At 70.0% G+C, this 13,749-nt stretch carries 13 protein-coding genes; all 13 read left to right on the plus strand.

From position 1 onward, the window contains the following. The first annotated feature begins 174 nt into the window (after positions 1-174). Positions 175-1,686, plus strand: coding sequence for an aldehyde dehydrogenase (locus HL658_RS26695; protein WP_211109860.1), 1,512 nt, complete (start codon positions 175-177; stop codon positions 1,684-1,686). A 20-nt stretch (positions 1,687-1,706) separates the two neighbouring features. Further along, a complete protein-coding gene (locus HL658_RS26700) occupies positions 1,707-2,468 on the plus strand; it encodes an SDR family NAD(P)-dependent oxidoreductase (protein WP_180284802.1) in 762 nt (253 codons plus the stop codon). A gap of 21 nt (positions 2,469-2,489) precedes the next feature. Then, on the plus strand, positions 2,490-3,542 hold the full coding sequence (locus HL658_RS26705) for an alcohol dehydrogenase (RefSeq protein WP_180284803.1): 1,053 nt from the start codon (positions 2,490-2,492) through the stop codon (positions 3,540-3,542). Between the two features lie 56 nt (positions 3,543-3,598). Continuing rightward, positions 3,599-4,816 (plus strand): ABC transporter substrate-binding protein, encoded by a 1,218-nt coding sequence (locus HL658_RS26710; RefSeq protein WP_180284804.1) that lies wholly within the window; start codon positions 3,599-3,601, stop codon positions 4,814-4,816. A gap of 61 nt (positions 4,817-4,877) precedes the next feature. Further along, positions 4,878-5,759, plus strand: a complete 882-nt coding sequence (locus tag HL658_RS26715) for a branched-chain amino acid ABC transporter permease (RefSeq protein WP_180284805.1) — start codon at positions 4,878-4,880, stop codon at positions 5,757-5,759. Beyond that, positions 5,756-6,754, plus strand: a complete 999-nt coding sequence (locus tag HL658_RS26720) for a branched-chain amino acid ABC transporter permease (protein WP_180284806.1) — start codon at positions 5,756-5,758, stop codon at positions 6,752-6,754. The genes HL658_RS26715 and HL658_RS26720 overlap by 4 nt, the downstream gene beginning before the upstream one ends. Further along, positions 6,751-7,473, plus strand: a complete 723-nt coding sequence (locus HL658_RS26725) for an ABC transporter ATP-binding protein (protein ID WP_180284807.1) — start codon at positions 6,751-6,753, stop codon at positions 7,471-7,473. Before HL658_RS26720 ends, HL658_RS26725 begins: the two co-directional genes overlap by 4 nt. Beyond that, positions 7,470-8,186 (plus strand): ABC transporter ATP-binding protein, encoded by a 717-nt coding sequence (locus HL658_RS26730; protein ID WP_180284808.1) that lies wholly within the window; start codon positions 7,470-7,472, stop codon positions 8,184-8,186. Before HL658_RS26725 ends, HL658_RS26730 begins: the two co-directional genes overlap by 4 nt. Further along, positions 8,183-9,718 carry an AMP-binding protein gene (locus tag HL658_RS26735; protein ID WP_180284809.1) on the plus strand — a complete coding sequence of 512 codons (1,536 nt, stop codon included), beginning with the start codon at positions 8,183-8,185 and terminating at the stop codon, positions 9,716-9,718. The genes HL658_RS26730 and HL658_RS26735 overlap by 4 nt, the downstream gene beginning before the upstream one ends. Before the next feature lie 36 nt (positions 9,719-9,754). Beyond that, positions 9,755-10,774, plus strand: coding sequence for a TRAP transporter substrate-binding protein (locus tag HL658_RS26740; RefSeq protein ID WP_180284810.1), 1,020 nt, complete (start codon positions 9,755-9,757; stop codon positions 10,772-10,774). A gap of 108 nt (positions 10,775-10,882) precedes the next feature. Continuing rightward, complete coding sequence (locus HL658_RS26745; protein WP_180284811.1) at positions 10,883-11,431, plus strand: TRAP transporter small permease; 549 nt, start codon at positions 10,883-10,885, stop codon at positions 11,429-11,431. After that, entirely contained in the window at positions 11,428-12,720 is a 1,293-nt protein-coding gene (locus tag HL658_RS26750; RefSeq protein ID WP_180284812.1) for a TRAP transporter large permease, read from the plus strand. The genes HL658_RS26745 and HL658_RS26750 overlap by 4 nt, the downstream gene beginning before the upstream one ends. 20 nt (positions 12,721-12,740) lie before the next feature. Then, a complete protein-coding gene (locus HL658_RS26755; protein ID WP_211109861.1) occupies positions 12,741-13,718 on the plus strand; it encodes a zinc-binding dehydrogenase in 978 nt (325 codons plus the stop codon). The last annotated feature ends 31 nt before the right edge of the window (positions 13,719-13,749 follow it).

Here is a 13,749-nt window from a genome sequence, read left to right on the forward strand (position 1 = left end):
GGAATTTCGCGACGCACGCTGAACCCATAGATTGGGCATTCTTCAAAAAATCGCGAAGAATCAGGTATTAGAGCAAATCGCGTGGATTGCTGATTTTCCGGCCCGGCAGCTTGACAGGTGAGTTCACCACCGTGTACATACTGATCACCATATTGAATGAAGGACGCGCTTTCCGTGACAGACACGTTGAACGGCGGCCCTGGCGACGGTGGACTGCGTCGCTACCCGCACCTCTTCATCGGCGGTGAATGGGTGGCGCCCGTCGACGGCGGCATCGTCGAAAGCATCGACCCGTCGACCGGGCACCCCTGGGCCGCCGTCGCGTTCGGCGGCCCGAAGGACATCGACCGGGCGGTGAGTGCGGCGCGCGAGGCGTTCGAGGGGCCGTGGCGGCGGATGCCGGGGGCGGAGCGCGCCGCCCTGTTGCGCCGCTTCGCGGAACTCTACCGGGACTTCGCCGCCGAGATGGCGGTGCTGGAGACGCGGGATTCCGGCCGGGCGATCCGCGAGACGCGCGCCGACATCGCCGCGCATTACCAATGGTACCAGTGGTTCGCCTCGCTGGCGGACAAGCTGTCGGGCCGGACGATCCCGATCGACGACGCTGTCCACTGCTTCACCACGCGGGTTCCGGTCGGCGTGGTCGGCGCGATCACGCCGTGGAACGCGCCGATGCTGACCACCGCCTGGAAGGTCGGCCCGGCGCTGGCCGCCGGCTGCACGGTGGTGCTGAAGCCGGCCGAACAGACCCCGGTCACCGCGCTGGAGCTGGCCCGGCTGGCGCAGGAGGCCGGCCTGCCGCCGGGCGTCCTCAACGTCGTTCCCGGCTATGGCCACGACACCGGGGCGCATCTCGTGGCGCACCCCGGCGTCAACAAGATCGCCTTCACCGGCGAGGGGCGCACGGCCAAGGCCATCCTGCGCAACGGGGCGGAGACGCTGAAGCGCTTCTCCTTCGAGCTGGGCGGCAAGTCCCCGCACATCATCTTCAAGGACGCCGACCTGGAGCAGGCGATGAACGCCGCCACCTCCTCGGCCTGGTCGGTGTGCGGGCAGAGCTGCGCGCTGGGCTCGCGGGTGCTGGTGGAGCGGCCCATTTACGACCGCGTGGTGGAGGCCTTCGCCGAGCGGGCGACCCGTGTGCGCGTCGGCATGCCGCTGGAGGATGCCACCCACATGGGGCCGCAGGCACACGCCGAGCAGCTCGCCAAAACCCTGTCCTACATCGACATCGGCCGGGAGGAGGGGGCGCAGCTCGTCACCGGCGGCCGGCGGCTCGACGCCGGGGCGTTCGCCGACGGCTTCTTCGTGGAGCCCACCGTGTTCGCCGGGGTGAACAACCGCATGCGCATCGCGCGGGAGGAAATCTTCGGGCCGGTGGCCTCGATCATCCCCTTCGACGGCGAGGACGAGGCGGTGGCGATCGCCAACGACACCACCTACGGCCTGTGCGCCGGGCTGTGGACCGGCGACGTCGGGCGCGCCCACCGGGTGTCGGCACGCATCGAGGCGGGCATCGTGTGGGTGAACACCTATCGCTACATCCGCTGGTCCACGCCCTACGGCGGCTTCAAGAGCAGCGGCTGGGGCCGCGAGAACGGCATCGAGGCGCTCGACAATTACCTGGAAACGCGCACCACCGTGATCAGCACCACCGGGCGCTTTCCGGACAGCTACGCGCAATAAGCGACGGGGGGAGGGAAGACATGCGTCTCAAGGGCAAACGGGTGGTCATCACCGCGGCGGCGTCGGGCATGGGCAAGGCGGCGGTCGAACTCTTCACGCGCGAAGGCGCCACCGTCGCCGCCATCGACATCAACGAGGCGGGGCTGGCTGACCTCGCCGGCTCGACCGGCGACGCGGTGATCCCCATCGTGGCCGACCTGTCCACGGTGGAGGGTGCCCGCTCAAGCGTCGCCACGGCGGCGGAGCGGCTGGGCGGCGTCGACGTGCTGTGGGCGCACGCCGGCATTCCCGGGCCGGCCTCGGTCGAGAACCTGGATCTCGACGAATACGAGCTGGCCATCGGGCTGAACCTGACCTCCGCGGTGATCGCGGCCGGCGAGGTGGCGAAGCACATGCGCGCCGCCGGCGGCGGGTCGCTGATCTTCACGGCGTCGGTCTCCGGCCTCGTCGGCTCGATGTTCAGCCCGGTCTATTCGGCGGCCAAGTTCGGCGTGGTCGGCCTCACCAAATCGCTGGCCCAGCGCTTCGCGCCAGACGGCATCCGCGTCAACGTGATCTGCCCCGGCCCGATCGACACCCCCATGCTCCCCGGCTTCGTGGCGCGCAGCGACGACAAGGCCCAGGCGGCGGAGAACGAGCGCAAGCTGCTGGCCGCCATTCCGCTGGGCCGCGTCGGACGCCCGTCGGAAATCGCGCACGCCGGCCTGTGGCTGGCCTCGGACGACTCCTCCTACGTCACCGGCGTCGCCCTTCCGGTCGATGGCGGCTATCTCGCCCGGTAACGCCTCCACAGCGGTGACGCCATGAAATACGTCTACATCCAGGAGTTCGGGGAACCGCTGCTGGGCGGCGAGAAGCCGGAGCCCGCGCTCTCCGGCACGGAGGTCCTGATCCGCGTCAAGGCGGCCGGGGTCTGCCACAGCGACCTGCATCTGTGGGAGGGCGGCTACGACCTCGGCCAGGGCCGGAAGCTGTCGCTGAAGGACCGCGGGGTAACCCCGCCCATCACCATGGGGCACGAGACCGCCGGCGAGCTGATGGCGGTCGGGCCGGACGCCGAAGGCGTCGCGATCGGGGAGAGCTATCTGGTCTACCCGTGGATCGGCTGCGGCGTTTGCCCGACCTGCCGGAACGGCTTCGAGAACTACTGCGGAAACGCGGCCTACATCGGCGTGCACCGCGACGGCGGCTACGCCGAGTGCCTGCGGGTGCCGCACCCGCGTTATCTGCTGCCGATCGGCGACCTCGATCCGGCCGACGTGGCGCCGCTCGCCTGTTCGGGCGTCACCACCTACAGCGCGGTGAAGAAGTTCGGCGCCCAGATCAAGGACCAGCCGGTGGTGGTCATCGGCGGCGGCGGCCTCGGCCAGATGTGCATCCAGGTGCTGCGCGCGCTCGATGGCGCCGGGGCCGTGGTGGTGGACCTCGACCCCGCCAAGCGGGAGGCGGCGGTTGCCGCCGGCGCGCTGGCCGCGGTGGACGGCGGTGCGCCCGATGCCGCGGCACGGATCGCCGCCGCGGTGGGCGGGCCGGCCTTCTCGGTGCTCGATCTGGTCGGCAGCCCGCAGTCGGCGGCCCTGGCGTTCGATTGCCTCGCCAAGGGCGGCACGCTGGTGATGGTCGGCCTGTTCGGCGGCACCGCCCCCTGGTCGCTGCCGCTCATCCCGATCAAGGCAGCGCGCATCCTGGGCAGCCTTGTCGGCAACCTCGGGGAATTGCGGGAGCTGCTGGACCTCGCGCGCGCCGGCCGCATCAAGCCCATTCCGGTGACGCGCCTGCCGCTCGACCGCGCCAACGACGCGCTGGTCGGGCTGCGGCGGGGCGAGTTCGTCGGACGCGCCATCCTCTGCCCCTGAGGGCGCCGGCACCAACAAACAAACCAAACACACGCACATCATCAACGGGAGGACACATGACGGGGATCAATCGGCGCGAGGCGCTGCTGCTCGGCGGCGCGGCGGTCACCGCACCCGGGCTCTTTTCGCTGGGCGCGCAGGCGCAGGGCAGCACGCTCAGGATCGGCGTGCTGGTGCCGCTGACCGGCGTCCACGCCTCCGACGGCGCGCGCATGCTGAAGGCGCACCAGCTCGCCGCCAAGATGATCAACGAGTCCGGCGGGCTGAAGGGCCTCGGCGGGGCCAAGGTGGAGCTGGTGGTCAGCGACATCCAGTCCAAGCCCGAGGTGTCGCGCAGCGAGGCGGAGCGGCTGATCAGCCGCGAGAACGTCAGCGCTCTGACGGGCGCCTGGGCGTCGGCCACCACGATCCCCGCGGCGCAGGTGTCCGACCGCAACCGCACCCCCTTCATGATCACCAGCGCCGTCACCGACGCGATCACCGAGCAGGGGCTGAAATACGTCTTCCGCACCGCCGTCAAGGCGAAATGGTTCGGCAAGTATGTCGCCGACTTCATGGACACCATGAAGAAGAACGGCATGACCATCGACAAGGTGGCGCTGGCGACCGAGGACGGCCCGGCGGGGCAGGCGGTGCACGCCAACTACTCCTCGGTCATGCCCGGGCGCGGTTATCCGATCATCGCCGACGAGACTTTCCGCACCGGCTCGCCAGATTTCAGCACCGTGGCGACCAAGCTGCGCACCAGCGGCGCCACGGCGATCCTCAGCGTCGCCTACGCCGATGATTCCACGGTGCTGCTGCGCGCGCTGGCGGCGCAGAGCTTCCGTCCGCTCTACATCGGCTTCGGTGGCGCGCATGTGAACCAGACCGTGGCGGCATCGGGCAAGCCGGCCGAGCGCACCTTCGGCGTGGTGGAGTGGGCGCCCGACCTGAAGAAGCCGGCCAGCGAGGCCTTCGTGAAGGCGTTCGCCGAGGCCTATCCGGGCGAGGTGCCGCTCAGCAACCAGGCGCAGGCCTTCGCCGCCACCTACGCGCTGGCGCTGGCGGCCGACGCCGCCGCCTCGACCGACCGCACCAAGATCCGTGACGCGCTGCGCACGCTGCGCATCACGGACGGCCCCGCCTCGCTGCTGCCGGCGCCGGAGCTTTACTTCGACGAGCAGGGCCAGTCCCCGGCGACCTGCGTGGTGGTCCAGGTGATCGACGGCAAGTTCGTGACCGTGTGGCCGGACGCCGTCGCCGCCCAGCCGCCGGCACCCCTTCAGGGCTGAAGCCCCTGGATCCGGCGGGGAGCGATCCGCACGCCCCCCCGCCGACCTTCCGGAGAAGTCCATGTCAGCCACGATCCTATTGCAGGCCCTGCTCAGTGGGATGACCAACGGCGCGATCTACGCGCTGATCGCGGTCGGCCTCACCCTCGTCTTCGGCGTGATGCGGGTCGTCAACTTCGCGCACGGCGAGTTCCTGATGCTGGCGATGTACGGCGGCTATCTTGCCTGGGCGCATCTCGGCCTCGATCCGATCATCGCGGTCGTGCTCGTCGTCCCGGCGCTGCTGGCGCTGGGCGTCGGCCTGTTCGAGACGCTGATCCGCCCGGCGATGCGGGTGCCGGAGATCAACCAGATGGCGGTCACGCTGGGCCTGTCGCTGCTGCTCCAGTATCTCGCCCTGATGGTCTTCAAGGCCGACAACCTGCTGATCGTGCAGGACCGCTCGACCGCCAGCCTGTGGATCGGCCCGGTGCTGCTGCAGATGCCGCAGGCCATCGCCGCACTCGCCGCCGTGCTGCTGCTGATCGGGCTCTACATCGTGCTGCGGAAGACTGATTTCGGCCTGATCATGCGGGCGGTGTCGCAGTCGCGCGACGGTGCCGCCCTGTCCGGCATCGACATCGGCCGGACCTACCGCTGGGCGATGGGGATCGGCATCGGGACGCTCGGGGTCGCCGGGCCGCTGATGGCGTCGGTGCTCTACGTCAACCCGCACATCGGCGCGCTGTTCACGCTGAAGGCCTTCGTCATCGTCATCGTCGGCGGCATGGGCAGCTTCGGCGGGGTGTTGCTGGGGGCGCTGCTGGTCGGCGTGGCGGAGAGCGTGGCCGGGGTGCTGACCACCGCGTCGGTGGCGGCGGCCGTGCCCTTCGCGCTGCTGATCCTGGTGATGCTGCTGCGTCCGGAAGGGCTGATGCCGGTCGGTGGAGGGTCGCGCGCATGAACCGGTTTCTTCCCGCCATCGTCCCGAGCCTGCTGGCCGCCGCGATCTTCGCCGTCTGCCTCGGCGACCCCTATTTCATGGAAATCTTCATCCACACCGCGCTGATGGGGACGATCTCGGTCGCCTGGAACCTGATGGCCGGCTTCACGGGGCTGATCTCGCTCGGCCACTCGCTGTTCTTCGGCATCGGCGCCTACGTCGTCGCCTACGGCCACATCGGCTTCGGCCTGCCGCCGCTGGTCACCTGGCCGCTGGCGGTGGTCCTGGCGGCGGTGATGGCGCTCGCCATCGGGTTGCTGTGCTTTCGCTACGGACTGCGCGGCTACTTCTTCGCCATCGCCACGCTGGCCTTCAGCGAGGTGGCCTTCCTGCTGGTCTCCGCCACGCCCTGGCTCGGCCGCTCCGACGGCATGATGATGCCGTCGGAGGACGAGACGCTGCTCTACCTGCAATTCCTGGAAAAGTGGCCCTACGGGCTGATGGTGCTGGGCTTCCTGGCGATCACCCTGTTCGTCGGCCAGCATCTGGTCAGCAGCCGCACCGGCTTCTATTGGCGCGCGCTGCGCGACAACGAGGGAGCGGCGGAGGCGCTTGGCGTTCCGGCGATGCGCTACAAGCTGATCGCCTTCGTGGTCAGCGCGGTGCTCACCTCCGTCGGCGGCGCCTTCTTCGCCAGCACCTTCGCCTTCGTGGACCCGCGGTCGACGCTGGGCGTGGACCTCTCGATCCAGCTCCTTGTGTTCTCGATCATCGGTGGGCTCGGGCTCCTGTGGGGTCCGCTGCTGGGGGCGGCGCTGCTGATCCCGCTGGGCGAACTGCTGCGCACGGCGATGGGGGTCGGCTTCAACGGGGTGAACATCGTCGTCTACGCGGTGTTGCTGATGACCCTGGCGCTGCTGCTGCCGCAGGGTCTCGGCGGCTGGCTGAAGACCCGGTTCCCCGCTATGCCGCGGTTGGGCGGCAAGCCGATCCGGCAAGGGGACGCCGTCCAATGACCGACACCATCCTCGAGGTGACCGACCTCGGCAAGTTCTTCGGCGGGCTCAGGGCGCTGAGCGGCGTCTGTTTTACGGTGTGGCGTGGCGAGATCTTCGGGATCATCGGCCCCAACGGTGCGGGCAAGACCACGCTGTTCAACTGCCTGTCCGGCGCGCTGAAGCCGTCCACCGGCCGGATCGGGCTGGACGGGCGGCGGATCGACGGGCTGCACCCGCACGACATCTGCCGGCTGGGGCTGGCCCGCACCTTCCAGATCGTGCGGCCGTTCCAGGGCATGACGGTGCTGGGCAACGTGATGGTCGCCGCCTATGGCCGCCATCCGGCGACCGCCGACGCCGAGCACCACGCGCACGAGGCGTTGCGCTCCATCGGCATGGCGCATCTCGCCCATCTCGACGCGGAGCGGCTGAGCGTGGCGGAGATGCGGCGGCTGGAGATCGCGCGGGCCATCGCCACCGAGCCGCGGCTTCTGCTGCTCGACGAGATGCTGGCCGGGCTGACGGCGACGGAGGCGGCGGCGCTGTGCGACCAGATCGTCGCGCTGAACGGACGCGGCATCACCATCGTGATGGTCGAGCATTCGGTGCCCGTGATCAGCCGCATGTGCGCCCGCTCGATCGTCCTCAATTTCGGCACGCTGCTCGCCGAGGGCACGACGCAGGATGTGCTGCGCGACCCGCGGGTGCAGGAGGCCTATCTCGGGAGCGCGGCATGACCCGCCTGACGCTGGAGCGTGTGTCGGCCGGCTACGGCAAGGCCGACGTGATCCGCGACATCGACCTTGTGATCGAGAGCGGTCAGCGCGTCGCGCTGATCGGCTCCAACGGCGCCGGCAAGAGCACGGTGGTGAAGACCATCAACGGGCTGGTGCCGACCCGGCAGGGCAGGGTGGTCTGGGGCGACGAGGAGCTGGGGCGGATGAAGGTCTCCGACCGCACCCGCGCCGGGATCGGCACCGTGCCGGAGGGACGCCTGCTGTTCCCAGACTGCACGGTGACGGAGAATCTCGTCGCCGCCAGCACCTTCGGCGCCGCGAAGCAGCACCGGGAGGAGGGGCTGGCGCGGGTCTACGATCTGTTCCCGCGGCTGCGCGAGCGCGCCGGCCAGCGCGCCGGAACCCTGTCGGGCGGCGAGCAGCAGATGGTCGCCATCGGACGCGCGCTGATGACGCGCCCGCGGCTGCTGGTGCTGGACGAACCGTCCATCGGGCTGGCGCCGCGGGTGGTGTCGGAGATCTTCGAGATCCTGGGGACCCTCACCCGCGCCGGGCTCAGCCTGCTGCTGGTCGAGCAGAATGTGCAACTCAGCCTGCGGTCGGTCGATTACGCCTACCTGTTGCAACAGGGGGAGGTCGTGTTGCAGGGTCCGTCGGACACATTGCTGGAGAGCCCGATGGTTCGGGCTGCCTATCTTGGATTGCCCGCATGAGCATCGAAGCCCTTCTGACCCGCGCCGCCCGCCTCCGTCCCGACCGGACCGCCGTCTTCGAGGGCGAACGGCCCGTCTGGAGCTACCGCGGCCTTGCCCGCCACGCCGCGTCCCTCGCCGCCGGGCTGGCGGCGCGGCACGGGCTGGTGCCGGGCGACCGGGTGGCGCTGGTGATGCGCAACTGCCCGGATTACATCGCGCTGTTCTTCGCTTGCTGGCGCGCCGGGCTGGTGTGCGTGCCGGTCAACGCCAAGCTGCACGCGCGCGAGGTCGCTTACATCCTCGACCATGCCGGGGCGCGCGTGGTGTTCGCCACTTCGGACCTCGCCGCGACCGTGCACGAGGCGCTGACCGTGATGGACGGCCCGCAGCCCGCCGTGGTCGAGGTCGGCGGCGCCGACCACCGGGCGCTGGCGGGGGCCGATCCGGCGGCCGCGCACGATGTGCTGCCGGGCGACCCGGCCTGGCTGTTCTACACAAGCGGCACGACCGGACGGCCAAAGGGTGCGGTGCTGTCGCACCGGAACCTGATGGCGATGGCGCTCGGCTATCTGGCGGAGGTCGATGCGACGGCGCCGGAGGATTGCGTGCTGCACCCGGCACCGCTGTCGCACGGCTCCGGCATGTACATGGTGCCGCACGTCTTGGCGATGGCGGCGCAGGTGGTGCCGGAGAGCGGGAAGTTCGACCCGGCGGAGGTGGCGTCCCTGCTGCGGCACCACCGCGGCTGCGCCTTCTTCGCCGCCCCCACCATCGTCACCCGCCTGATCGACGCCGGCGTGATCGGCGACGCCGAGCGGGCAGGCCTGAAGACCATCATCTACGGCGGCGGTCCGATGTATGTGGAGGACTGCAAGCGGGCGCTGGCCGTGCTGGGGCCGCGGCTGGTGCAGATCTACGGCCAGGGCGAAAGCCCGATGACCGTCTCCGTCCTGCCGCGCGCCTTCCACGTCGATGCCGGCGACGGCAGCCTCGACCGGCGGCTCGCCTCGGTCGGCTACCCGCAGGGGGTAGTGTCGGTGCGCATCGCCGGTCCGGACGACGAGACCCTGCCGGACGGCGAGGTGGGGGAGGTGCTGGTGCGCGGCGACACCGTGATGAGCGGCTACTGGAACAACCCCGACGCCACCGCAGCGACCCTGCGCGGCGGCTGGCTGCACACCGGCGACCTCGGCTCGCTCGACGCGGAAGGTCTGCTGACGCTGAAGGACCGGTCCAAGGACGTGATCATCACCGGCGGCACCAACGTCTACCCCCGCGAGGTGGAGGAGGTGCTGCTGCGGCACGAGGCGGTGGCGGAGGTGTCCGTCTTCGGGCGCCGTCACCCCGACTGGGGCGAGGTGGTGGTGGCCGCCATCGCTCTGCGCGGCGGCGGCACGCTGCCGCGCGCCGAGCTCGACCGCCTCTGCGACGCCCACATCGCCCGTTTCAAGCGGCCGAAGGAGTACCTGTTCCTCGACACCCTTCCGAAGAACTCCAACGGCAAGATCCTCAAGACGGAGCTGCGCAAGCAGGCCGAACAACCAACCTGAACCCGGCGCGGCGCCGCCGCGCCCGTGGAGGAACCCATGAGGCAGACAGTGTTGCGCGCGGCCGTTCTTGGCCTCGCGATGGGAGCCCTGTGCGCCACCGCCCAGGCGGAGCCGATCAAGCTGCGCGTCGCCGACTCCTTTCCGAGCGGCCATTACCTCGTGAAGCTCATCATCCAGCCCTGGATGGCCGAGGTGACCAGGCGCACCGACAACGCGGTGACCTTCGACCACTACCCCGGCCAGCAACTCGGCAAGGCCGCCGACATGCTGGCGCTGACCCAGAACGAGGTGGCCGACATCGGCTACATCGCGCCGGCCTATGTGTCCGACAAGATGGTGACGTCGGAGGTCGCGATGCTCCCCGGCGCCTTCGCCACGAGCTGCCAGGGCACCCGGGCCTATCTGGAGGTCGCGCGCAACGGCGTGGTGGGGACGGAGGACTACGCGCCCAACCGGATTCGCCTGCTGCTCGCGATCGCCCTGCCGCAGTACCAGATCCTGACCATCAAGGCGCCGGTGCTCGACGAGCCGGACGTCAAGGGTGTGAAGCTGCGCTCGACCGGCGGGGCGCAGGACCTGACGCTGCGGACCATCGGCGCAACGCCGGTGCGCATGGCGGCACCCGAGACCTACGAGGCGCTGTCGCGCGGCACGCTCGACGGCGTGCTGTTCCCGCTCGACAGCGTGATCGCCTACGACGTCCAGAAGCTCCTGAAATACTCGACGGCCAACGGCCGCTTCGGCAGCTTCATCGTCGCCTATTCCATCGGCGACAAGGCCTGGAAGCGGCTGCCCGCCGCCGTGCAGACGGTGATGATGCAGGTGGCCGACGAGATCAACGCCAGCGCCTGCGCCGCGGTGGAACGGCAGGACGCGGAGATCCGGCAGAAGTTGAAGGACGCCGGGATCCAGTTCACCGCGATGCCCGACGCCTTCGAGAAGCGCGTCACCGAGAAGCTGCAGGACGTCGCCGCGCAGTGGGCCAAGACCCTGGACGGCCGCGGCAAGAAGGGCAGCCAGGCGCTCGCCGAGTTCAGCGCCGCCGTCCAGCGCTGACCCAACCTCACCCGACGGGTCCGCAAGACACATTGCGGGCCCGCCAACGCCGCGCCGTGCCCACGGCCGCGCGCCCGGCCGCAAGCTTGTTGGGGAGCCCGCGACGCCATGCCCACGCTGTCGAGACTGCTGGCACGGATCGAATCCGTGTTCGATTGGCTGGCCGCCGCCGCCATGCTGATGATCATGACCGTCGTGGTCTGCGACACGATTCTCCGTTACGCGTTCAACAGCCCGTTGTCCTGGGCCTACGACCTCATCTCCATCTACCTCGTCGCGGGGGTCTTCTTCTTTTCCCTGGCCGGGACCTACTCCGCCGGCGCGCACGTCAACGTCGATATCCTTCAGAAGACACTGCCGCCGAAGGCCGTCGGCGTGACGGAGGTGGTCACCGCCTCGGTCGGGCTGGTGGTCTTCGCCTTGATCGCCGAGGCCGGCACGCGGCGCACGATCGACGCCTTCGTCTCGGGCGACGTGCTGTCCGGGGCCATCGGCTGGCCGACCTGGCCGGCGCAGGCGCTCGTCCCGCTCGGCTGCGGGCTGTTGGCGCTCCGCCTCGCCCTGGTGCTGGTTGGGCGGCTGCTGAACCTCGCCACCGGGCGGGAGATCGTCCGGTTCGGTCGCCCGCAAGGTCATGAAGGGATGGGCTTCGAATGATCGTCGCCATCGGACTTGGAACGCTGTTCCTGCTTCTCGCCATCGGCACGCCGGTTGGTTTCGCGATGGCGGCGGCCGGTGCGCTGGGGCTGTGGCTCGTCGGCGGCATGTCGATGCTGACGGGTATCCTCCAGACCGCACCGCTGTCCACGGTGAGCGCCTATGAACTGATCACCATCCCGATGTTCCTGCTGATGGCGGAGCTGGTGCTGCTCAGCGGCGTGGCCGACGACCTGTTCAAGGCGACCGCCGCCTGGATGGGCCGGGTGCGCGGCGGCCTCGCCATGGCGACGGCGCTGGCGGGTGCGGGGTTCGGCGCCATCTGCGGCACCAGCACCGCGTCGGCGGCCACCCTGTCGGCGACCAGCCTTCCCGCCATGCTGCGGCAGGGCTACGAGCCGGCCATGGCCGGCGGGGTGGTGGCGATCTCGGGGACGCTGGCGATGCTGATCCCGCCCAGCGTCGCGCTGGTGATCTACGGCCTGCTGGCCGAGGTCAACATCGGCGCGCTGCTGATCGGCGGCGTCATCCCCGGCATCCTGGTGATGCTGACGATCATGGCGACCGTCTACACGCTGGTGCTGCTGGACCCCTCGCGCGCACCGCCGGCGCGGCCCGTCTCCTGGCGCGAGAAATTCGCGTGGCTCCGGGTGGTCGGCCCGATGGTGCTGCTGTTCGGATCGGTCACCGGAGTGATCTACACGGGCTTCGCCACCCCGACCGAGGCGTCCGCGCTGGGGGCTGCCGGGGCGCTCGCCATCGCCGCATGGTATGGCAGGGTGACGCCGCCGGCGCTGCTGCGGGTGCTGCGCCGGTCGGCTCACGGAACCTGCATGATCGTGATGATCCTGCTCGGCGCCCACATCTTCGGCTATTTCTTCACCCTCACCCAGGTGACCCACAACCTCGTGGCCTTCGTCGGCGGTCTGGAGGTCTCGCGCTGGGTGATCATGGCGCTGATCCTGTGCGGCTACATCGTGCTGGGCATGTTCATGGACCAGATCGCCATCCTCGTGCTGACCGTGCCCATCGTGCTGCCGCTGGTCAAGAGCCTGGGCTTCGATCCCCTGTGGTTCGGGATCGTCAAGATCGTCACGGCGGAGGTCGGCATGATCACGCCCCCGGTCGGGCTGAACTGTTTCGTGGTCGCGCGTTACTCGGGGAGACCGGTGCAGGAGATTTTCCGCGGTTCCCTGCCGCACTTCATCGCGCACATCATCATCATCACGATCCTGGTGGCCTTTCCGGACCTCGTCCTGTGGCTGCCGCGGACCATGATGGCCAACTGAGGACAAGGGGAGGAGCGGCGATGACCGGGACGATGAAGGCGGGTGTCTCCACACCCGATGGCGTGGCGGTGCGGGAGGTTCCGCGGCCGGTGCCGGGTCCGGAGCAGGTGCTGGTGCGCGTCGCCGCCGCCGGGCTGAACCGGGCCGACCTGGACGCCGCGCGCGGGGCCGGCGTCGCCGACCCGAAATCCCTCGGCAAGCCGGTCGGCATGGAATGGGCCGGCGAGGTGGTGGAGGCAGGGGACGCCGTGACCGGCTTCCGCCCCGGCGACCTGGTGATGTGCACCGGCGGCGGCTACGCGGAATACGCGGTGGCCGACATGGGCCGCACCCTGCCGCTGGGCGGGCTCGACGTGGCCCAAGCGGCGGTGCTGCCGCTGGCTCTGATGACGGCGCACGACGCGCTGGTGACCAACGGCCGCCTGCGGGCGGGGGAGGCGGTGCTGGTCCAGGGCGCCAGCTCGGCGGTCGGGCTGATGGCCCTGCGGATCGCGCGGCTGAAGGGTGCCGCGGTGATCGTCGGCACCTCGTCCGACGCGGAGCGGCGGGGTCGGCTCGCCGGTTTCGGCGCCACCCTGGCGCTCGACGCGCGGCAGGAGGGCTGGACCGACGCGGTGTTGGCGGCGACGGGCGGGCAGGGCGTCGATCTGGTGGTCGACATGGTCTCCGGCCCGCTGGTCAACCCCACCATGACGGTCACCGCGGTGCGCGGGCGGATGGTCAATGTCGGGCGTCTCGGCGGCACAACGGCGGCCTTCGACTTCGACCGGCACGCCGCCCGCCGGATCGACTACATCGGCGTGACCTTCCGCACCCGCACGGTGGACGAGGTGCGGGCCATCGTGCAGCGCGTGCGCGAGGACCTGTGGGACGCGGTGCAGTCCGGCGCCCTGTCCCTGCCCATCGACCGGAGTTTCACCCTCGACGACGTCCCGGCGGCCCACGAACACATGCGGGCGAACGCCCATTTCGGGAAGATCCTGCTGACCGCCGCATGATGCGCAAAGCGACCGGGACGCCTTCCGGTCG

It is taken from the genome of Azospirillum oleiclasticum (assembly GCF_013423485.1).
Classification (GTDB): domain Bacteria; phylum Pseudomonadota; class Alphaproteobacteria; order Azospirillales; family Azospirillaceae; genus Azospirillum; species Azospirillum oleiclasticum.